This is a genomic window from Enterobacter sp. 61D5 (assembly GCF_034107965.1).
GTDB classification, from domain to species: domain Bacteria; phylum Pseudomonadota; class Gammaproteobacteria; order Enterobacterales; family Enterobacteriaceae; genus Enterobacter; species Enterobacter cloacae_M.
Window position 1 is genome coordinate 218,225 of sequence record NZ_JAWNFK010000003.1, and the last position, 21,439, is coordinate 239,663.

Here is a 21,439-nt window from a genome sequence, read left to right on the forward strand (position 1 = left end):
AACCTGTAGGGGTAGAGGCCTTTATGGTTTTTTGCTGGCCTGAGGTGAGCATAAGAACTTACTGATGCGCGAACATGGCGTGCCGCTGCGATTCGTGATCGCATTCATGGTTTTATTTTGACCAATCAGGTCTACTTTTTGACGTAAATATGGACATGTCAGGACACAATCCACGCCCTGATAAGGGCAGAGAGGTCTACTGGTGATCTACAAATCTATTGCTGACAGATTGCGGCTGCGGCTGAATTCGTCGGACTACAACATCGGCAGCCCGCTGCCCGGCGAAAAGGCGCTGGCGCAGGAGTTCGGCGTGGCGCGAATGACCATCCGCAAGGCGCTGGATCTACTTGTGAGCTGGGGGCTGGTTGAGCGGCGGCACGGCAGCGGAACCTTTGTCTCGCGCAAAGACGTTCACCACGAAACCACCAACCTGACCGGGCTGGTGGAGGTGCTGCGGCAGCAGGGAAAAGAGGTGCAGAGTAAGGTCTTACAGTTTGAAGTGATGCCCGCCCCGCCCGCCATCGCCAGCCAGCTGCGAATTCAGGTGGATGAGCGGATCTACTTTTCACGGCGTGTGCGCTACGTGGACGGGAAGCCGCTGATGCTGGAGGACAGCTTTATGCCGGTGAAGCTGTTCCGCCACCTCTCGCTGGCGCATCTTGAGGGGTCTAAGTTTGATTACATCGAGAAGGAGTGCGGGATCACTATCAGCGGCAACTACGAGAGCCTGACGCCGGTGCTGGCAGATAAAACGCTGGCCGGTTATATGAACCTGCCGGAACAGACGCCGCTGCTGCGAATTACGTCTCTCTCCTACAGCGACAGCGGCGAGTTCCTCAATTATTCCGTGATGTTCAGAAATACCAGTGATTACCAGGTGGACTACCATCTGCGGCGCATCCACCCGGAAGATTTACTAGCTCATCCCCCAGAACAGCACCGCCAGTAGCTGTGGGGTGATGATGCGCAGGAACATCACCAGCGGATAGACGGTGGCATAGGAGAGCGCAGCCGCACCGCTGGTGGCGTGCAGGTTGTTGGCAAAAGCCAGCGCTGGCGGATCGGTCATGGAGCCCGCCAGCATCCCGCACAGCGTCAGGTAGTTCATTTTGGCGAACATCCGCGCCAGTATTCCCACCGTCAACAGCGGGATCGCCGTGATAAAGATGCCGTAGCCTACCCAGCTCATCCCTTCGCCCTTGACCAGGGTATCGACAAAATCCCCGCCGGACTTCAGCCCGACCACCGCCAGGAACAGTACGATACCCAGCTCGCGCAGCGCCAGGTTGGCGCTCGGTGGCATAAACCAGTAGAGCTTCCCGATACAGCCGATACGCCCGAGGATCAGCGCCATAATCAGCGGCCCGCCCGCCAGGCCCAGCTTGAGCGCCACCGGGAAGCCCGGCACGTACACCGGAATGGAGCCGAGCAGCACGCCGAGTCCAATACCGATAAACACCGGCAGCATCTGCACCTGCTGCAGTTTTTGCTGGGCGTTACCCACCATATCCGCCACGGCGTCGATGGACGACGGGCGCCCGACCAGGTTGAGGATATCCCCGAACTGCAGGCTGGCTTCCGGGCTGGCGACCAGTTCAACACCCGCACGGTTAAGGCGAGAGATCACCACGTCATAGCGCTCCTTTACCTGCAGATCGCGTATTTTCTTGCCAAGAACGTGTTCGTTAGTCACCACAACGCGTTCCACGCGCATATCGGTGCCGCGGGTTGATAGCGAGGTATCCACTTCCTGACCAATCACCAGCCGCGCGTTGTTTAAATCTCCGGGCTGGCCGACCAGGTGCAGCAGATCGCCCTGCTGAATGACGGTGCCGGGGGCAGGTACCATCAGCATATCGTCACGCTTGAGGCGGGAGCAGATGATGTTGGCGCTGTTGAGGATCGGCACGTCCTGAATCGCCATATTGTTCAGGTTGGGGTTATCGACCCGAATGTTGATGGTTTTGATCGGCATATGGCCGTTGGTGAGCGTGGTTTCGTGGTCCTTCGCCTCTTTGTCGACGTTAATGCGAAACAGGACGCGGACCAGCCACATGGAAAGCAGAATGCCGCAAATGCCAAACGGATAGGCCATGGCGTAGCTCATCCCCATCTGGTCGACAATGCCGGGTTCGATACCCAAATCGCGAAGGATTTGCTGCCCGGCGCCGAGAGCAGGCGTGTTGGTGACCGCCCCGGAGAAAATGCCCAGCACCACGGGGAGCGGGATATCGAAGATTTTGTGCAGAATTGCGGTGACCAGCCCGCCCATTACCACAATGCCGAGGGCAAACAGGTTGAGCCGTAAACCGGAAACCCGAAGTGAGGCGAAAAAGCCCGGTCCCACCTGAATACCGATGGTATAAACGAAGAGGATCAGGCCGAACTCCTGAGTAAAGTGGAGCATTTCGGCGCTGAGGACCAGCCCGAGCTTGTCGGCGAAGTGCCCGACAAAAATGCCGCCAAACAGTACCCCGCCTATCCCAAACCCGACGCCACGGATTTTGATATTACCTATCCACAGGCCAACAACAGCGACCAGGGCCAACACGCTGACGGTTAACGCGATATCACTCATGACCCACTTCCTTATCATAACCTTAGTTATGCTAAGGATTCTCTCAGAGCCGCGGGCGGTTGTATGGGTGATGGCGCACAAAAAAGCCCTGCCGGGGCAGGGCTTTATCTTTTCACCCTCTCCCACAGGGAGAGGGCCGGGGTGAGGGCATCAGCCCGCACAGATTTTTAAGCAGGGTAGGCATAGTCGCCACTCGGTGCGCGCTGAATTTCCGGTTTCTGGAAATATGCCATAAAAAGGAAATAATTAATCGGAGGTGGTTGGCAGAAAGGGATCTGGAAAGAATCGAAAAAGAAATGGAGAAGAGTCAAAACCCGTTTATCCGACATGTCGATAATCGAGGGGCGTGGCTCTTTTTCCAGAAGGGTTTATGGATTATGTTGAAAGTAGGTTATCACTGAATTCGAGGAGCTGATTCAGACCCCATCACTTTTACCAACGGAGCCCAAGTAAATGCCTGTTCATAAAATTTCGGCTAGATTTTTCGGGAACTAGAATATGGAATGGCCATGCCCTGCATGTGCCCAGAAAACACTGCTCATTGATAGTGAGAGTTTCTACACGAAGTCACTGCTGGAAAGCCGGCGAGCTGAGAGTGAGGATTGGTTTGAACCTTATATGGATAAGATGGTATTCAGCTGCATGGCGTGACCTGCCCGCAGAAACATTATTACTGGCCACGCTGCCTACTCTGGCATTCCCCCTGGAAGTAGTTTCCTTCAGCAGGCAAATCTGTCCGGATGGCCGCAGGTGTTTCATGCCGCGTAATTTCTTTTATTATGCTTACGCCGGTCACCTGGGGATTATTGGTCTGATACAGTATACTTTCGCCTGATTAGGGAGGACGTGATGGCTATCAGTGAGAAAGAGTTGCTTGAGGCAGGTTTCAGTAAGAGCGAAGTGGAGAATTTACAGGGCCGGCTTGCAGCAGGCGGAGGCACCATGCAGAATCTCATCGATGCGCTCTCACGGCGCTTCCGGGTGTCGGTATGGATCACTGTCGCGCTGGTTCTGATTATGCTGGTCACCCTCATTGCCGGCAGCCGGACACACATTCTTTCGGGGGGCATGAGTTCCCTTGTAGTTCTGATCATTGCCTGGGTGACCTTTCCACCTGCGCTTGGCTGGAAAGCATCCCGCCTGCAGAAGACTATTTCCCGGAAGGCTCGATAGTCAGTAAATCAAGCGCCACCTTGGCTTTAACACCCCATCCCGCTATTTTAAGCGCCATCGCGGGACGTGGTGTGCCGGATACTTTCCTGAAGAAATCAGGCCTGGTCCAGTACCACAGCCGTTGTGCTTCTGGTTTCAGCCTCAGACCATACGCGCCGTAGACTTCACTGAAGAGTGTGATCGCCTTATAGGTCCCCAGACCCTGCTGCCGGCTGAAGCCCAGAAATTCAGCGATCTCCATCGAGCCGTCAGCGAAAATTCCCTCCGTCTGCTTATCACCGAGGAGGTTGTGCGCGGCTTCCCGTGAAATCGTGTTGAATCCATTTACGACAATCACCGCGCCGGCCACCACGACGTCGACCGCTGAAATGATGTAGCCCACAATTTTGTTCTCGTCCCGGACAACCTTCACCTCGGCATAGAGTTTTGCATAACCGGTTTTGAGCGAACGGGATTGTTCAAGCAGACTGGTGTTCTCTGCGCGCAATGCCTGCAGGCAGGCCATACAGTCATCATCAGTTTTTGCCCGGCGTGCGGCCTCAAACTGGGCCATGATAAATGCCCTGATCTCATCCACAAACTGAATCCGGATAAAACCATCCTGGAGATGCATAGCCGCCACCGTGTTGGCCGTGTCAACCAGTTTCCTTGCCTCCAGGTTGATCATGGTTTCCGCCCAGGCACGGGGGTTCTGGCCGGGTAAAAGCAACGTGTCCATTTTATCGCCTCGCTGATCAGTTTCAGAAAGCATATTCCCGAAACGATTTTTGACAACAAAAAATGGATGTTACCTCGGCAATATTGCAGAACTAACCGATGCCGCATCGCGGCATGGAGTCGCCACCCGGCCAAAAAATGTATTAGCTATTCAACGCAGGCCGCTCGCTAATGGCGATACGCTGCGGCGCGATGGCTTCCGGCACGTTGCGGATCAGGTCGATATGCAGCAGACCGTTGGTAAACGTTGCGCCGGACACTTCCATATGGTCTGCCAGGGTAAAGCTCAGGCTAAACGGCTGATTAACCAACCCCTGATGCAGCCATTTGGTCCCGGTCTCTTGTTTTTCCGGCGACCCCTTCACGGTCAGGCGAGTGCCTTCAAGCTGGATGTCCAGATCGTCCTGGCGGAAACCGGCCAGCGCAAGGGTAATGCGATAGTGGTTATCGTCGCTTTTTTCGATGTTGTACGGCGGAAACGTCTGTTGCTCGGTGGTGCTTTGCAGGGCGTTAGCCAGTTTGTCAAAACCAATCCACTGACGCAGCAGAGGGGATAAATCATAGTTACGCATACTAAATCTCCTTCTGAGAAGCGAGTTCGGCACAGTGTAATTTTGTGCACAGTTGTTCCTGCAAATCCTGATGGATTCACATATGCTCCCGTTACGGCAAGCAAGTCCGGGTGGGCCGCTCACGCGACCCGCGTAATTAGTTAATTTCGATACGGCGCGGTTTTTTCTCTTCCGGAATCACACGTTCCAGTTCGATAAACAGCAGGCCGTTGACCAGGTTCGCGCCTTTAACGTGAATGTTCTCGGCTAACTGGAACTTGCGTTCAAAGTTGCGCTCGGCGATGCCCTGATAAAGGTAGGTACGTTCTTTCTGCTCGGCCGTATGGGAACCTTTCACCACCAGCAGGTTGTCCTGCGCTGTGATCTCCAGTTCGTTTTCTGCAAAACCGGCGACGGCAATGGCGATGCGGTAGTGGTTTTCGTCAACCAGCTCAACATTGTATGGAGGGTAGCCGTTGCTCTGGCTTTGGTTATTTTCTAAATGGTTAAACAGGCGGTCAAAACCAATTGCAGAACGGTATAGCGGAGAAAGATCGAAGTTACGCATAAATAAAACTCCTGAAATCAGCGAGAAATTGTAGCCTTCCACCATGGACAGGCCTTTGCGCCCCCGAACACCCATCAGGCGAGTTCGTTATCGGGCCACATTCTTAAAATGGGTCTGCAATCAGGCTTTTCAAGAACGACAGCTACACTTTTTTTTGTACTTTCCTGCATCTCGCTTAGACTGGGACAACAGCACAAAGGGTTAAATTGCGATGGCTGCCACAGTGCGGGGTTATAGGGCTATCCATTTTGGATAAGGCTCGCTATAACCCTGAGTTGCAGGTCTATGCAGTGCCATTAACGATGACTGAGTGATGATGAAAAATGTTCTGATAAAGCTGACGACGTTCAGCGGGGTAGTTTTACTTTGCGGGTGTTCGAGCGTGATGTCTCACACCGGCGGTAAAGAAGGAACATATCCGGGGACGCGCGCCAGCGCGGCGATGATCTCCGATGACGATACAAACTGGGGCACCAAATCCCTGGTTATCCTGGATATGCCGTTTACGGCCGTGGCGGATACGCTTCTGCTGCCGTGGGATATGTTTCGTAAGGACAACTCCGTGCGCTCACGGGTAGAGAAAAGCGAGCAGGAAAATCTGGCGACAAACGCCGTCATCCCGCCCGCTGAAATGCCTCCACGCTAGTACTGCGCGGTTTCCGTTACCCAAAGCTGACGGAAACCGGCTGTCTCCTCCATCCACGCAATAACGCGCCCGTCAGGGGAAAACACGACCGCATCAGCAGACGGCGGGTTGCCGTGATCGGACGTCAAAAACGTCACCTCTCCGGTCTGTGCGTCGCAGCAGGCGATCCGATTTTCGAGCACAAACCCCAGACGATCGCCGGAAGGATGCCAGTTAAATGCTGACTGAATATCGCTCCCGGTACGCGTCAACTGGCGCGGCTCGCCTCCCTCAGAAGAGATCAGCCACAGCTGCACAATGCCGTTATCATCCCGCATCAGAAACGCAATCTGTGTCCCCTGCGGGTTGCAGCGAACCCAGTGACGCGGCACGTTCACCAGGCCCGGGTACGCCCTCTGATGCGTAAAGGTCAAACGACGCTGCATCACCCCGGCAGGCGGCGCTGGCAGGCTCTCTGCCGTACCCTGGAGCGGCTCATCGCCCGCACGCTTCCAGCCCTGCTCGTCTTTCGGCAGGTCGACGATAAACAGTTCGGGTACTTTTTCGCCCTGCGCGGAGAGGGTATCGCCGATAAACGCCAGCCTGTCGTTGCCCACCCAGCCCTCTTCGTAAGCGCGGTTGATTTCATCGCTGCCCTGCCGTGGGTCAGGCGTCGTGCGGCTAACCAGCACGCTCCAGAAGGCTCCCGGATACTCACGGGGATGGTTCCCCTGCGGGTTCACCGGGCCGTAAGGCGCAGCCACGCCGACGTTGCGTAAATCAAGTTTAGGATCGCGCTCGTGCAGAACATGGTCGTTATAGGTAAAGCTGACGAGCCGCCCGTTCGGGCTGAAGACATGGACGTGGCTGCCGCCGCGCAGCGCGCCTGCGGTGTAGGGCGCTGTGATATCCATCGCGTCCAGGTTGCTCACCTGACCGTTTTGTGCAACCACTCCCTGACGATGATGAAAATCGTAGTGCCAGTCCGCATCCGGGTTTTTCGGGCCGTGGATAAAGACATATTTCTCTTCTGCAGGATGAACGGTCACCACGCCGACGTGCGCGCCATCGATGGCGCGATATACCACCTCTACCTCACCCGTAGCGATATTGACCCGCTCGATGGTTTCACCGGTGAACGACGCACCGGACGGACGCACGTCGTAGACCAGCCACTGGCTGTCCGGCGTCCAGGTATTGATGTTGGTCAGCTGGTGGTTACGGGAAGCGAAGGTGATTTGTTTCATGAGGATACCCTGATGCACGGTGAGTGCATCAGGGTAAAACATCCGCAGAGATTAGCCTACTCGTTTCACGTCGCCCACCAGCAGGATGTAGGAGAGTGCCCCGATCAGCGCCACGGCGGAAATATAGACCAGCGCCGGGCCGAAGCCGTAGTCCTGCGCCAGGTAGCCGATGACCAGCGGTACGGTGATCCCGCCCAGCCCGCCGACAAAGTTGAACACGCCGCCGGTCAGGCCAATCAGCCGCATCGGCGCCAGGGACGACACCAGCGACCAGGTGATAGAGGCGAAGCCGTTACCGAAGAACGCCACCGCCATCAGGGTCATAATCCACACCGGATCGTTGGTGTAGTTGGCACCCATGATGCAGGTGGAGATCAGCAGCCCGCAGATAATCGGCGTTTTACGCGCCACGCCCAGCGAGTAGCCTTTTTTCACCAGCTTATCGGCCAGCCAGCCGGAGAGCAGTACGCCGAAAAACGCCGCGAGGAACGGCACGGTGGTCATAAAGCCCGCCTTCAGCGCCGTGATGCCTTTCTCCTGGGTCAGGTAGTTCGGGAACCAGGTGAGGAAGAACCACAGCGTGGAGGTCACCGCGAACTGGCCCAGATAAACACCCACCAGCTTACGGTGGAAGACCAGCTTCCAGTCCGCTTTGCTCAGCGGCTGGCGCGCCTCTTTTTTCACCGGTGCATCGCCGTCCACCAGGCCACCGCCGTCGCGGATGTAGTCCAGCTCGGCTTTGGTGATGCTTTTGGTCAGACGCGGCGGCTGGTAAACCTTGAACCAGATTAGCGACCAGATAATGCCAATCCCACCCGTGACGATGAATACCCAGTGCCAGCTCAGCAGCTCCTGGATCCAGATCAGCAGCGGCGTCAGGAACGCCAGGCCGACAAACTGCCCGGAGGTGTAAAAGCCAACGGCGGACGCGCGCTCGTGTTCCGGGAACCAGCTGGTCACCATGCGGTTGTTGGTCGGAAATGCGGGCGCTTCGAACACCCCGGTGATGGCGCGCAGGCCAATCAGCGACATCAGCCCAGTGGCGAAGCCCTGGAACAGGGTCGCCACGGACCAGCCGAAAATGGCGATAAAGTAGGTCAAACGAGAACCCACGCGGTCAAGGAACCAGCCGCCCGGGATCTGACATAGCGTATACAGCCAGGCAAACGCCGAAAAGACGTAGCCCATTTCCGCTTTGGTGATGCCAAACTCTTCCTGAATATGCGCCGATGCCACGGCAAGGTTGGCGCGGTCGACATAGCAAATGACTACGGTAATAAAGATCATAATCAGCGTCAGGTAGCGGCGACGCCCGGTTTTTGTAGCGGTAACTGGAATATCCATCGCAATCTGTCTCCAGATTTTAGGCATAGCGAAGCCGCTCACCATGCCCTGTAATTTACAGAGGGTTATATTTTTGTATGTATGATTTTTGCCCGGAGGCTTACCGGGTCTACGGGATGGCGATTACCATTCCGCTACGCTGCCATCCTCATGACGCCACAGCGGGTTACGCCAGTCCGGCGCATTTTTACTCAGCTCAATGACTTTGGCTTCGTCAATTTCTACGCCAAGGCCCGGCTTCGTTAACGGTTTAAAGAAACCGCCTTCCATGCAGAAGTCTTCTTTATTTTTCACAAAATCGAGCAGTTCCGCGCCCTTGTTATAGTGAATCCCCATGCTCTGTTCCTGGAACACCGCATTGCGGGAGACAAAGTCGACGTGCAAACAGGCAGCCAGCGCGATCGGGCCAAGCGGGCAGTGCGGTGCCAGCGCCACATCGTAAGCTTCGGCCATCCCGGCAATTTTGTAGCATTCTGTGATGCCGCCCGCGTGAGAGAGGTCCGGCTGCAGAATGGCAATGCCGCCCGCTTCAAGCACGCGTTTAAACTCGAAGCGCGAGAACATACGTTCACCCGCCGCGATAGGAATGTGGGTCTGTTCAGCCAGTTTCGGGTAGTACTCGGCCTGCTCGGCCAGCACCGGCTCTTCAATAAACAGCGGACGATACGGCTCCAGCTCTTTAATCAGCACTTTTGCCATCGGCGCGCTGACGCGGCCGTGGAAATCCAGGCCAAACTCAATCTCGTTGCCGAAGGCTTCACGGATTTGCGCCACGGTATTCACCGCCCGGTCTACCGCGCGCGAGCTGTCGATAATGCCCATCTCTTCGCAGCCGTTGAGCTTGAAAGTGTCGAAGCCGATGTTGCGCAGCTGCGTGATGCCATCAATCACTTCCGCAGGACGGTCACCGCCGACCCAGCTGTAGGCTTTAATTTTGTCGCGCACCAGGCCGCCCATCAATTGCCAGACCGGCGCGTTCAGCACTTTGCCTTTGATATCCCACAGCGCCTGGTCGATGCCGGCGATGGCGCTCATCAGGATCGGCCCCCCGCGGTAGAAGCCCGCGCGGTACATCACCTGCCAAAGGTCGTTAATGCGCGCAGGATCCTGACCAATCAGGTATTCACCCAGCTCGTGCACCGCCGCTTCTACGGTACGCGCCCGCCCTTCAATCACCGGTTCGCCCCAGCCCACAACCCCTTCATCGGTTTCGATTTTCAGGAACATCCAGCGCGGGGGTAAACGGTACGTGGTGAGTTTGGTTATTTTCATTTCAATGCCTCTCGATACGCTTTCACAAATGCTGCCGCCTGCTGTGCGGTACGCTCCACGGACTGTCCGGCACGATAAAGATCGCTGCCCAGCCCCGCGCCCACACAGCCAGCGCTCATCCACTGGCCCAGGTTTTCTGGCGTTACGCCGCCCACGGCAAAGACCGGCACGCTGGCGGGCAATACCGCTTTCAGCGCTTTGATGTAGTCCGGACCAAAAGCCGATGACGGGAAAATTTTGAGCGACTGTGCGCCTGCTTCAAGGGCAGTAAAGGCTTCCGTGGCGGTGGCGCAGCCCGGGCAAACGGTCATGCCGTAACCTACCGCGCGGCGGATCACCTCAGGCTGAATGTTGGGCGTGACGATAAGCCTGCAGCCCATTTTCGCCAGTTCATCCACCTGCTCAGGCCGTAACACTGTGCCTGCGCCAATCAGCGCCCTATCGCCGAAGGCCTCCACCACGGCCGGAATGCTTTTTTCCCACTCCGGAGAGTTAAGCGGGATTTCCACCGCGTCGAACCCTGCGTCAATAACCGCGCCGACGTGGGCTAACGCCTCATCGGGCGTGATGCCGCGCAAAATCGCGATAAGAGGAAGATCAGTTTGCCACTGCATGAGCGATGCTCCTTATTCCTGCCTGAAATGCCGTGTCGCCGGATATCGTTAAAACATCGCGCCCCACGGCGCGAAACGCCTGCTCGTAGCGCGACGTCAGCGATGCGCCTGCGACAATGGTGATGGCCTGCTCGTGCGCGATGAAATCACGCATGCTGGCAACCTCAGCGCCAATCAGCAGGCCGGAAAGAAACTCGCTGACCTGCTCGCGCGGGAGATTTCCCAGCACGTGCGAGGCGCGAACCTCAAAAAGGTGCGGCAAAACATCAGGAGAAGCGATCCCACGTTCAAGCCCGGCAGCAAACGCCTCTGCCGAGGCTTCCTGCTCAGGTAAACCGGCCCCGACCAGCGAATGGTTGAGCAGCAAATGGTGCAGCTCGCCGGTCATCACGGTGCGAAAGTCGTGGATTTGCTCAGCGTCAGCCTGGACCCACTTGCAGTGCGTTCCGGGCATGACGTAGACAGAAGAAGGAGAAAGCGCGCGCGCACCAAGCAGCTGCGTCTCTTCGCCGCGCATCACGTTGTGGTTGTCGTCGCGAGAAATGCACAAGCCGGGAATAATCCAGATATTGTCGCCAACGGACGTTAACTGCTCGCCAATCGCGGAGAAATGGGCGGGAACCGGCAAATAAGGGGCGATTTTCCACCCTACGTTGCTGCCTACCATACCCGCCATCACTACCGGCGTGGTGCTGTCGCGCCAGCGTTGTGTGACCTCTGCTAACACCGCCTCGGGGGATTTACCGTTCAGGCGCGTCACGCCTGCTTCTGATTGCCTGCTTTCCAGGCACTGCTCGCCCTGATACAGCCAGGCGCGCAGATTGGTCGATCCCCAGTCAATTGCGATGTAGCGAGATGTCATGTGATTTCCTTCAGCCTTCGTGTCGAGCTGGCAATCATGGTAAGTGCCGCCTGCTCTGCCGCATCGCCGTCCTGATGCCTTATCGCATCGAACAGCGCTTTATGTTCCTGGAGCGTTTTCGGCATGTTGGCCTCATCGCCCATCCAGGTACGTTCAAATACTGCTCGCTGTAGCGAGCTGATCGCTACGCTAAGCTGCTGTAATACCGGGTTATGCACCGACTGCAGCACCGCTTCGTGGTAGCGAATATCTGCCTCGTTAAACGCCTCCCGGTTCTGGTTATTGGCGATCATGTCGTTTAAAGCCGACTCGATCTGGGCCAAATCGCCGGAAGTTGCGCGTTCCGCCGCCCAGCGGGCGATGGCCGGTTCAACCAGGTTTCGGACTTCGCTCATCGCGCCGATAAGCCGCGGGTCGTAGTCATTTTCCAGCACCCACTGCAGCACGTCGGTATCGAGGTAGTTCCACTGGTTACGCGGGGCAACAAACGCGCCGCGATAGCGCTTCATTTCAATCAGCCGCTTCGCCATCAGCGAGCGGAATACTTCCCTGATGATGTTGCGCGAGGTTTCAAACTCCTCACATAGTTCGGCCTCTGCCGGCAGCGGCGAACCGGGAACGTATTTGCCACCCACAATCTGTGTGCCCAGCGTGATGACGATGCGATCGGTTTTATTGAGTGTCATGGAGAGTCCTTATGCTCTGTATGTCCATCACTACTTTACCGCGACCGCTGAATTTCACCTCACTTTTGCAGTACAAACGTGAGGGAGTTCGTCTTTGCCATGGCTGTAATGTAGTACAATCATTTAATGTTGTACTACAATCAAGATCACAAAAAGAACAATTCAATAAATTCAGCGCAAAAAAAGCCCCGGTTGATAACCGAGGCTGATGATTAAAAATAAGCGTTACTGCAGCACAAACTTCTCGATCGCGTAAGCAACGCCGTCTTCCAGGTTGGATTTGGTCACGAAGTTAGCCACCTCTTTCACCGACGGGATCGCGTTATCCATCGCCACGCCCATACCGGCGAATTCGATCATCGCGATGTCATTTTCCTGGTCGCCCAGCGCCATGATCTCTTCCTGTTTAATGCCCAGCGCATCGGCCAGTGATTTGACACCAGTGCCTTTATTGACGCGTTTATCGAGGATTTCGAGGAAGTACGGCGCACTTTTCAGCACGGTGTACTTCTCTTTTACCTCCGCCGGAATGCGCGCAATCGCTTTATCCAGGATCTCCGGCTCGTCAATCATCATCACTTTCAGGAACTGCGTCGCCGGGTCCATTTTCTCCGCTTCACAGAACACCAGCGGAATGGTCGCAACGTAGGATTCATGTACCGTGTAGTAGCTGATATCGCGGTTGGCGGTATAGAGCGTATTGCGATCGAGCGCGTGGAAGTGGGAACCCACTTCACGGGACAGTTTTTCCAGGAACAGATAGTCATCGTAGCTCAGCGCGGTTTGCGCAACCGTACTGCCATCAGCGGCTTTCTGCACCAGCGCGCCGTTATAGGTGATGCAGTAGTCGCCCGGCTGGTTCATGTGCAGCTCTTTCAGGTAGCTGTGTACGCCTGCATACGGACGCCCCGTGGTCAGGACCACATTCACGCCCTTTGCGCGCGCCGCGGCGATCGCGTTTTTAACGGCTGGAGAGATAGTGTGATCTGGCAGCAGCAGCGTGCCGTCCATATCGATTGCGATGAGTTTGATAGCCATGAGTTCCCCGGAATAAATGAGTGCTGCCTCATGCTAACGCGATTAAGCACACAAAAATAGAGCTATATTGCGCAACAGGAATGCCCCTTTTACGCTTATTCCGGGGAACGAAGGCTTACTCGCGGGTGAGAACTATTTTACCGAACGCGCCGCGATCCAGATGTTCAAACGCCTGTTCAAGCTCGTTAAAACGGTAGCGATGCTCAATCACCGGCTTCAGCCCCGTGACGTCAACTGCGCGGACAAAATCTTCCAGCGCCCGGCGGTGCCCCACGCCAATCCCCTGAATGACGGGGGATTTCAGCAGCAGTTCGCCAGCAGAGAGCGTAATCTCCGTCCCGGCCAGCACGCCAATAACGGAGATACGTCCGTGAACGGCAACGGCGCGCAGGGAATGCTTCAGGTTCTCTCCGCCTACGGTTTCGATAATATGGTCGATACCGCGATCCTGCGTGAGCGCCAGCGTATTTTCCGCCCAGTCGCCTTTCAGACGGTTGATACCCTGGCTGGCTCCCAGCTTTTTGGCCAGCGCCAGCTTTTCATCACTCCCCGAGGTGACAAACACCTCCGCCCCGTGCGCTTTTGCGATTTGCAGGGCGAATATCGCCACGCCGCCCGTGCCCTGCACCAGCACCGATTGCCCGGCGCGGAGCTGACCACGTTCCACCAGCGCAAACCAGGCGGTAAGCCCTGCGCAGGGTAAGGTGCTGGCCTCGGCGTCATCCAGAGTCTCCGGGGAGGCCACCAGAGCGCCTTCATTCACAATCACATACTCGGACAGCATGCCCTGAAAGTATCCGCCGGACGTTTTATAGGGCAGATTGCGCGCGTCCGCCTGCGGCTTACCGTCGATCCACTCAGGGAAGAAGGTTGAGATGACGCGTGCGCCGGGCTGGAAGCGCGTAACGCCTTCACCGATGCTGTCCACCACGCCCGCCATGTCAGACGCCGGGGTAAACGGGAAAGAAAGCGGGATCGGCATGGTGCCCTCAACAACCATTTTATCGCGATAGTTAAGCGCAACGGCATTCACCCGCACGCGCACTTCACCCGGACCTGGCTGTGGAACGGGTGCCTGAGTCAGCTTAAGGTTCTCGCGCCCAAGGGCATCCATGGACCAGCGTTGCATTGTCTCTGTCATTTTATTTCTCCTGCCATCAGATGAGCTTTAGTCCTGACAGTCTACCGTTGACTAAAGGTCGCCAGTGGCGATAAGTTTTCTCTTTATTGACGCCAGAACAGATACAATCCATGACAGATACGCTGAAGGATATTCCTGTTTTTGTGGCCGCCGTTGAGGCGGGAAGTTTTGCACAGGCCGCCATTCGTCTGCATTTGTCACGCTCGGCGGTCGGAAAAAGCATCGCTCGGCTTGAACAACGGCTGGGGGTACGTCTTTTTCAGCGCACCACCCGCAGTCAGAGTCTGACCGATAACGGCGCCCTTTTTTATGAACGCTGCCTGCGCGCGCTGGAGGAGATTCGGAGTGCGGAATCGCTGCTTGAAACGGGGAAACAGCAGGTCAGTGGCCGCCTGCGCATTTCCATGCCGGTGCTGTTTGGTCGCCAGTGTGTCGCCCCGCTGCTGATAGCGCTGGCTCAGGAACACCCCGGGCTTGAGCTGGAAATGTCATTCAGCGACCGCGTAGTGGATCTGGTCGAGGAAGGGTTTGATATGGCGGTGCGTAACGGCACGCTTCAGGACAGCAGCGTGCTGGTCGCCAGAAAGCTGGGAGAACACCGCATGGTGCTATGCGCCGCGCCGGAGTATCTGCTGAAGAAAGGCCAGCCACAAAGCGTTAATGATTTATCCCAGCATACGGCCATTAACTATTTGAGCGCAGGCAGAGTGTTATCCTGGCAGCTGATGGATAACGAAGGAAAGTCGCACACCTTTACGCCCCGATCGTCGCTCAATATGGATGATTTGCAGGCGATCTGCGACGCTGCGCTGGCCGGACACGGCATTGCGTGGCTGCCCTGCTGGATGGTCGTCAAAGATATTCACCAGGGTAAACTCGTCCCGCTCTTAAAGCAGGCACCGGATGTGCACTTCAACGTTCATGCCGTGTGGCAGCAGACGCCGCATCTGCCGCTGAGGGTAAGAATAGCGATAGATATGCTGGCGAGCCGTTTACCGTCCGTGATGTCGCTGGATATGCCTGCTCCCACAACAAAGCCGCGCTAAAAGCACAGGTTAACGATCTGATTCATACAGGCAAACCTGCTTACCAGGCGAAAATCTGCTTATAACAGTGAAGTACACATCCCGGCTACGTTCTGACGTCCACAACTCCCCGGCGGGAGCTTTTCTCGCAAAGGAATAGCCACGCGAAACAAGGTATTGTTTAAGTGCAGCGGTATCAGATACCTCGCTAAAGCACACGCCAGCGGTTTCCGGCTGTCCATTTGCAGCAGAGTGGCTGAAGGTATAATCCGGTGAAAGGCGTGGTACCTGCTTAATCGATTCTGGGGTGTAAAGATGATAGCGAACCCTATCTGATTCACGGTATGTCATCTCAGGCTCATACGGCAAAAGGAGGTATATGACCGTGACAATCACGATGGCCAGCCCTGAGAATATGGCTAACTTTTTCATGCTCAACGTCGTCCTGAGTGGGTAAAGAAGGAATGATATGTGCCGTTATCGTTAAGAATACGAACAATGTCTGAACTGAAGTTATCAAACGGCGTTACCCACTTCATAAAGCGGGGAAGCGAGCCTTTATAGGGTTCATGCCGGATATTTAGGTCATCAGGGTCGGGAAACATCAGTGGAAGAAAACCCCGGTTCTTGAAATTACCGATCGGTCCGTAATGATCCCAGCGGCGTAGTGCGCTTTCACGGCTGACAGGCCTCAACTGAGCCCGGTAATCCGAAGGAATCAGCGCCCTGTAAAAACCGAGCAGATCCGACACCAGGTCTTCTCCGCTGAACCCGCTATCGGTGTACCAGCTGAAAAAAGCGCGAGACTGGTAATTTTCAAAATTTCTCGCGGTATCCATCATCATGGCCAGGGCAATGCTGTTAATTTCTGACATCGAGCGCCCACGTTTTATTTCCCAGCGAACAAACTTACCCGTTCCGGCAAGTCCTTTCCCGATATTCATTCTCTGATTGTATGCAATCGTGTAATAAGGTCTGCCACTGGCTTCGCCGCTGCTGAAATCAGCCAGAAGCAGGGAAATATCTTCGCCCCTGGCATGCCCCAGGTCAATCCAACCGAGGACCTCACTGTAGATGAGGCCACTGCGGGTCGTTACCTGCCATTCATCGGCCCCGATAATATCGCTCCTGCTGCTCATTCGGTGTATTCCTTTTTCCGTAACGATTTCAACTCTAACAGACCACCATACTCTTCGTCAGGGTATGTTCGGGATATATTCTCCTGGTAGAGGGTTATGCCAATGAGATCGACTTTGTTCTATTGATACACCAATTTAAGCAAAAAAAGAGAGGGACATCGTGCCCCTCTCTTTTTGTTCTTAACCGACTGCATTCTTTATGAGATGTCATTTCATTTGAAATGAGACCCCACAATAACAACCGTTAAATATCGATATTTGCCGCTTTCAGGGCGTTCTCTTCGATGAAGGCACGACGTGGTTCAACCGCATCGCCCATCAGGGTCGTGAACAGCTGGTCTGCAGCAATCGCATCTTTAACGGTGACGCGCAGCATGCGGCGGCTTTCCGGATCCATGGTAGTTTCCCACAGCTGCTCCGGGTTCATTTCGCCCAGACCTTTATAGCGCTGGATCGCAAGACCACGACGAGACTCTTTCACCAGCCAGTCCAGCGCCTGCTCGAAGCTGGCTACCGGCTGACGACGCTCGCCACGCTCGATGAACGCATCGTCTTCGATCAGGCCGCGCAGCGTCTCGCCAAGCGTGCAGATGCGGCGGTATTCCGGACCGGTCACAAACTCGTGCTCCAGCGGATAGTCGGTGTCAACGCCGTGGGTACGCACGCGAATAATAGGCTCGAACTGTTTATCGGCGTTCTGCTGGATATCGCATTTCCACTGGCTGCCGTGCTGCTCTTTTTCGTTCAGATCGGTCACCAGGGCGTTCACCCAGCGGGTTACGGTCTGTTCGTTGCTCAGATCGGCTTCGGTCAGGGTCGGCTGATAAACCAGCTCCTTCAGCAGCGTTTTCGGATAGCGACGTTCCATACGCGTGATCATTTTCTGCGTCGCGTTGAACTCGGACACCAGACGCTCCAGCGGCTCGCCGGCCAGTGCTGGGGCGTGCGAGTTCGCATGCAGGGTTGCGCCATCAAGGGCGATCGCGATTTGGTACTGATCCATCGCTTCGTCGTCTTTAATGTACTGTTCCTGCTTGCCTTTCTTCACCTTGTACAGCGGCGGCTGTGCAATGTAGACGTGGCCACGCTCAACGATTTCAGGCATCTGACGATAGAAGAAGGTCAACAGCAGCGTACGAATGTGCGAGCCGTCGACGTCCGCATCGGTCATGATGATGATGCTGTGGTAGCGCAGTTTGTCCGGGTTATACTCATCACGGCCGATGCCGCAGCCCAGCGCGGTAATGAGCGTCGCCACTTCCTGAGAAGAGAGCATCTTGTCGAAGCGCGCCTTCTCAACGTTGAGGATTTTACCCTTCAGCGGCAGGATAGCCTGGTTCTTACGGTTACGGCCCTGCTTGGCAGAACCGCCCGCGGAGTCCCCTTCCACGAGGTACAGTTCGGACAGCGCCGGGTCGCGTTCCTGGCAGTCAGCCAGTTTGCCCGGCAGGCCTGCTAAGTCCAGCGCGCCTTTACGACGGGTCATTTCACGGGCTTTACGCGCCGCTTCACGGGCACGCGCCGCATCAATAATTTTACCCACCACGATTTTCGCGTCGGACGGGTTTTCCAGCAGGTATTCGCTCAGCAGTTCGTTCATCTGCTGTTCAACCGCCGATTTCACCTCGGAAGAGACCAGCTTGTCTTTGGTCTGTGAGGAGAACTTCGGATCCGGCACCTTCACGGAGACAACGGCAATCAGGCCTTCACGGGCGTCATCACCGGTAGCGCTGACTTTCGCTTTCTTGCTGTAGCCTTCTTTGTCCATGTAGGCGTTCAGGGTACGGGTCATCGCCGCACGGAAGCCTGCAAGGTGCGTACCACCGTCACGCTGTGGAATATTGTTGGTGAAGCAGTAGATGTTTTCCTGGAAACCGTCGTTCCACTGCAGCGCCACTTCCACGCCGATACCGTCTTTTTCGGTGGAGAAATAGAAGATATTCGGGTGAATAGGCGTTTTGTTCTTGTTCAGATACTCAACGAACGCCTTGATACCGCCTTCGTAGTGGAAGTGGTCTTCTTTGCCGTCACGCTTGTCACGCAGGCGAATAGAGACGCCGGAGTTCAGGAACGACAGTTCACGCAGGCGTTTCGCCAGGATGTCGTACTCGAATTCGGTGACGTTGGTGAAGGTTTCGAGGCTCGGCCAGAAACGCACCATGGTACCGGTTTTGTCGGTATCGCCAGTAACGGCCAGCGGTGCCTGCGGCACGCCGTGCGTATAGAGCTGACGGTGAATTTTGCCTTCGCGCTGGATAACCAGCTCCAGCTTCTGCGACAGGGCGTTAACCACGGAGACGCCTACGCCGTGCAGGCCGCCGGAAACTTTATAGGAGTTATCGTCGAACTTACCGCCTGCGTGCAGCACGGTCATGATCACTTCCGCAGCAGAGACGCCCTCTTCCGGGTGAATACCGGTTGGGATGCCACGACCATCATCGGTGACGGAGACGGAGTTGTCCGCATGGATGGTGACCACGATGTCTTTACAGTGACCCGCGAGCGCTTCGTCGATAGCGTTATCTACCACCTCGAATACCATGTGGTGCAGACCGGTGCCGTCATCCGTGTCGCCGATATACATACCCGGGCGCTTACGCACCGCATCCAGCCCTTTCAGGACTTTGATACTGGAGGAGTCATAAGAATTCGACATCAACGTTTCTCGCTCATTTCAACTTGGGTTAATCCGTTATTTTACCCTTTTCCACGGTAAACATCTTCGAATTTTCGTCCGACATGTCTATAACGTGTTCAGCGCTAATGGCGCTGACGAAAACCTGCGACTGCGTGGCTTTTAAGCGGCTGGCAAGCAGCCCGCGCCGCGCGTCGTCAAGTTCCGAGGCAAAATCATCTATCAGGTACAGGCAGCGTCTTCCGCTCTCGCGGGTGAGAAACTCTCCCTGTGCCAGGCGCAGCGCACACATCAGGAGCTTGAGCTGCCCGCGCGACAGCGTGTCTTCCACCGGTGCACCGTCGGCACGAATGCGGAAATCCGCCTTGTGCGGGCCGTGCGCGGTGTAGGTCAACATGCGGTCGCGCTCGAAGCTTCTCTCTAACACCTCGGCATAATCCGTCTCTTTCTCCCAGCCGCGCTGGAAGGAGAAGGTGAGAGAGAACTCGGGTAAAAACTGTTTGCAGGTGTCGGCCATGTCTTCGGCGATACCTGCGCTGTATTCGGCACGCCAGTTGCTGATTTGTTCCGCGAGAGGGATTAACTCCATGTCCCACGGACGCAGCTGGGCGTAACGGGTAACCTGGCGCAGCGCGGCGTTACGCTGCTTGAGCAGACGCTTCAGGTTGCTCCAGGCGTTAAAGAAACCGGCTTCGTTGTGAAAGCATCCCCAGTCGAGGAATGCTCTTCTGTATTTGGGGCCGCCGTTGAGTAAAGTAAACCCCTCCGGCGTAATCAGCTGCATTGGCATCAGCAGCGCCAGCTCCGCCACTTTATGGCCGTCGGTGCCGTCGATGCGCACCTTGCTGTCGCCCTGCTTGTCTTTGGTCAGGCCGATGGCGGTTTCCCGCTCCGCCCCCTGCAAACGCCCGTGCAGAACAAAGGATTCCTGCTCGTGGCGAATGACGCGGCCAATCTGCAAGCTGCGAAACGCCCGACCGTGGCCGAGCGTATAGATGGCCTCAAGCACGCTGGTTTTGCCGCTGCCGTTTGCGCCAACCAGGAAGTTAAAGCCAGGGGATAAAGCGAGATCCGCGCTTTCAATATTGCGAAAGTCGCGGATCAACAGACGGGTGAGCGACATTACAGTCTCATTGGCATGACAACATAAGCAGCCGACTGTGATGCGGCATCTTCAATCTGTACGCTTGAAACGGAGTCGGTCAGCAGAATGCGCACGTTCTCGCACTTCAGCGCATTCAGCACATCCAGCACGTAGCTGACGTTAAAGCCGATTTCCATCTCGGTTCCGGCGTAGGTGACGTCCAGAATTTCTTCTGCCTCTTCCTGCTCCGGGTTGTTAGCGGTGATTTTGATCTGGTTTTCACTCACGTACAGGCGCACGCCGCGGAATTTCTCGTTTGAGAGAATGGCCGCACGGGCAAAGGCCTGCTTGAGGCTGTCGCAGCCTGCTTCCAGCGTTTTGTCCGGATTCTTCGGCAATACGCGGCGATAATCCGGGAAACGACCGTCAACCAGCTTAGACGTGAAGACAAAATCGCCCACGTGTGCGCGGATATTGTTGCTGCCGATCTGCACGCGCAGCGGCGTGTCGCCGCCGTCGAGCATACGCATCAGCTCAATCACCCCTTTACGCGGCACGATCACCGAATGGTTTGGCAGTGAGTCGCCAATCGGCATAGAACAGACCGCCAGACGGTGGCCGTCGGTGGCCACGGTACGCAGCTCTTCACCTTCGGTTTCGAACAGCATGCCGTTTAAGTAGTAACGGACGTCCTGATGCGCCATGGAGAACTGCGTGGCCTCAATCAGACGCTTCATCGTCGCCTGCGGCAGGGTGAATTCAACTTCGCTCTGCCAGTCGTCCAGGTTCGGGAAGTCCGCAGCAGGCAGCGTGGAGAGCGAGAAACGGCTGCGGCCAGAGCGCACCAGCATACGGTCGCCTTCCAGCTGCACGGCGATTTCAGCGCCTTCCGGCAGCCCGCGGCAGATGTCAAAGAATTTACGTGCCGGAACCGTGGTCGCGCCCGCGTCGTGCGGCTGCGTCAGCGTAACGCGCGCGATCATTTCCATTTCCAGATCTGTACCGGTCAGCGACAGCGTACCGTCCGCGACCTGAAGCAGCAGGTTTCCGAGAATAGGCAGCGTTGGGCGGCCACCTAATGGGCCACTCACCTGTTGCAGCGGTTTTAATAAATGTTCACGTTCAACGGTAAATTTCATA

21 protein-coding genes and 1 other annotated feature are annotated in these 21,439 nt (G+C 56.0%); of the genes, 4 read left to right on the forward strand and 17 right to left on the reverse strand.

Annotated features, from left to right (window positions below):
- Positions 1–202: 202 nt before the first annotated feature.
- Positions 203–949, forward strand: coding sequence for a UTRA domain-containing protein (locus UTM25_RS02645; RefSeq protein WP_194401476.1), 747 nt, complete (start codon positions 203–205; stop codon positions 947–949).
- Here the strand turns inward: UTM25_RS02645 and UTM25_RS02650 are convergent.
- Complete coding sequence (locus UTM25_RS02650; RefSeq protein ID WP_032662051.1) at positions 917–2,578, reverse strand: putative transporter; 1,662 nt, start codon at positions 2,576–2,578, stop codon at positions 917–919. The two genes, UTM25_RS02645 and UTM25_RS02650, sit on opposite strands and share 33 nt — an antisense overlap.
- A gap of 849 nt (positions 2,579–3,427) precedes the next feature.
- Between UTM25_RS02650 and UTM25_RS02655 the strand changes: the two genes are divergently transcribed.
- Complete coding sequence (locus UTM25_RS02655) at positions 3,428–3,751, forward strand: hypothetical protein (protein ID WP_194401475.1); 324 nt, start codon at positions 3,428–3,430, stop codon at positions 3,749–3,751.
- Here UTM25_RS02655 and UTM25_RS02660 read toward each other — a convergent pair.
- From UTM25_RS02660 to ibpA, 3 genes are all read right to left on the reverse strand, one after another.
- Complete coding sequence (locus tag UTM25_RS02660) at positions 3,729–4,469, reverse strand: DUF4225 domain-containing protein (RefSeq protein WP_194401474.1); 741 nt, start codon at positions 4,467–4,469, stop codon at positions 3,729–3,731. The genes UTM25_RS02655 and UTM25_RS02660 overlap by 23 nt on opposite strands.
- 142 nt (positions 4,470–4,611) lie before the next feature.
- Entirely contained in the window at positions 4,612–5,040 is a 429-nt protein-coding gene (ibpB, locus tag UTM25_RS02665; RefSeq protein WP_194401473.1) for a small heat shock chaperone IbpB, read from the reverse strand.
- Positions 5,041–5,176: 136 nt separating this feature from the next.
- A complete protein-coding gene (ibpA, locus tag UTM25_RS02670) occupies positions 5,177–5,587 on the reverse strand; it encodes a small heat shock chaperone IbpA (RefSeq protein ID WP_008500162.1) in 411 nt (136 codons plus the stop codon).
- Positions 5,581–5,652: a sequence feature (ROSE (Repression Of Heat Shock gene Expression) occurs in the 5'-region of heat shock genes and acts as an RNA thermometer to modulate expression.), on the reverse strand. (Overlaps the previous gene by 7 nt.)
- 248 nt (positions 5,653–5,900) lie before the next feature.
- Between ibpA and UTM25_RS02675 the strand changes: the two genes are divergently transcribed.
- A complete protein-coding gene (locus UTM25_RS02675; protein WP_024907391.1) occupies positions 5,901–6,233 on the forward strand; it encodes a YceK/YidQ family lipoprotein in 333 nt (110 codons plus the stop codon).
- On the opposite strand, the gene UTM25_RS02680 is transcribed toward UTM25_RS02675, so the two are convergent.
- From UTM25_RS02680 to UTM25_RS02715, 8 genes are all read right to left on the reverse strand, one after another.
- The gene (locus UTM25_RS02680; RefSeq protein ID WP_194401472.1) at positions 6,230–7,459 is read right to left on the reverse strand and encodes a DUF3748 domain-containing protein; all 1,230 of its coding nucleotides are present in this window, start codon (positions 7,457–7,459) and stop codon (positions 6,230–6,232) included. The two genes, UTM25_RS02675 and UTM25_RS02680, sit on opposite strands and share 4 nt — an antisense overlap.
- Before the next feature lie 51 nt (positions 7,460–7,510).
- Complete coding sequence (locus UTM25_RS02685; RefSeq protein WP_194401471.1) at positions 7,511–8,848, reverse strand: MFS transporter; 1,338 nt, start codon at positions 8,846–8,848, stop codon at positions 7,511–7,513.
- A gap of 78 nt (positions 8,849–8,926) precedes the next feature.
- Complete coding sequence (gene dgoD, locus UTM25_RS02690) at positions 8,927–10,075, reverse strand: galactonate dehydratase (protein ID WP_126797243.1); 1,149 nt, start codon at positions 10,073–10,075, stop codon at positions 8,927–8,929.
- On the reverse strand, positions 10,072–10,689 hold the full coding sequence (locus UTM25_RS02695) for a 2-dehydro-3-deoxy-6-phosphogalactonate aldolase (protein WP_194401470.1): 618 nt from the start codon (positions 10,687–10,689) through the stop codon (positions 10,072–10,074). Before UTM25_RS02695 ends, dgoD begins: the two co-directional genes overlap by 4 nt.
- Entirely contained in the window at positions 10,673–11,551 is an 879-nt protein-coding gene (locus UTM25_RS02700; protein WP_194401469.1) for a 2-dehydro-3-deoxygalactonokinase, read from the reverse strand. Before UTM25_RS02700 ends, UTM25_RS02695 begins: the two co-directional genes overlap by 17 nt.
- Positions 11,548–12,237 carry a D-galactonate utilization transcriptional regulator DgoR gene (gene dgoR / locus UTM25_RS02705; RefSeq protein WP_003861109.1) on the reverse strand — a complete coding sequence of 230 codons (690 nt, stop codon included), beginning with the start codon at positions 12,235–12,237 and terminating at the stop codon, positions 11,548–11,550. Before dgoR ends, UTM25_RS02700 begins: the two co-directional genes overlap by 4 nt.
- A gap of 225 nt (positions 12,238–12,462) precedes the next feature.
- Positions 12,463–13,275: a sugar-phosphatase gene (gene yidA, locus UTM25_RS02710; RefSeq protein WP_023309809.1), complete on the reverse strand. Its 813-nt coding sequence runs from the start codon at positions 13,273–13,275 to the stop codon at positions 12,463–12,465.
- 115 nt (positions 13,276–13,390) lie between these two features.
- Positions 13,391–14,416, reverse strand: a complete 1,026-nt coding sequence (locus UTM25_RS02715) for a zinc-dependent alcohol dehydrogenase family protein (RefSeq protein ID WP_047173135.1) — start codon at positions 14,414–14,416, stop codon at positions 13,391–13,393.
- A 110-nt stretch (positions 14,417–14,526) separates the two neighbouring features.
- On the opposite strand from UTM25_RS02715, the gene UTM25_RS02720 reads away from it, so the two are divergent.
- Positions 14,527–15,462, forward strand: coding sequence for a LysR family transcriptional regulator (locus UTM25_RS02720; RefSeq protein WP_047173134.1), 936 nt, complete (start codon positions 14,527–14,529; stop codon positions 15,460–15,462).
- 9 nt (positions 15,463–15,471) lie between these two features.
- Here the strand turns inward: UTM25_RS02720 and UTM25_RS02725 are convergent, their stop codons facing one another.
- From UTM25_RS02725 to dnaN, 5 genes are all read right to left on the reverse strand, one after another.
- Positions 15,472–15,873 (reverse strand): hypothetical protein, encoded by a 402-nt coding sequence (locus UTM25_RS02725; protein WP_194401468.1) that lies wholly within the window; start codon positions 15,871–15,873, stop codon positions 15,472–15,474.
- Positions 15,874–15,875: 2 nt separating this feature from the next.
- Entirely contained in the window at positions 15,876–16,580 is a 705-nt protein-coding gene (locus UTM25_RS02730; protein ID WP_045400462.1) for a hypothetical protein, read from the reverse strand.
- Positions 16,581–16,824: 244 nt separating this feature from the next.
- Positions 16,825–19,236: a DNA topoisomerase (ATP-hydrolyzing) subunit B gene (gene gyrB / locus UTM25_RS02735; protein ID WP_194401467.1), complete on the reverse strand. Its 2,412-nt coding sequence runs from the start codon at positions 19,234–19,236 to the stop codon at positions 16,825–16,827.
- A gap of 28 nt (positions 19,237–19,264) precedes the next feature.
- On the reverse strand, positions 19,265–20,338 hold the full coding sequence (recF, locus tag UTM25_RS02740) for a DNA replication/repair protein RecF (RefSeq protein WP_023309805.1): 1,074 nt from the start codon (positions 20,336–20,338) through the stop codon (positions 19,265–19,267).
- Positions 20,338–21,438, reverse strand: a complete 1,101-nt coding sequence (gene dnaN / locus UTM25_RS02745) for a DNA polymerase III subunit beta (protein WP_010426557.1) — start codon at positions 21,436–21,438, stop codon at positions 20,338–20,340. The genes recF and dnaN overlap by 1 nt, the downstream gene beginning before the upstream one ends.
- Position 21,439: the final 1 nt, after the last annotated feature.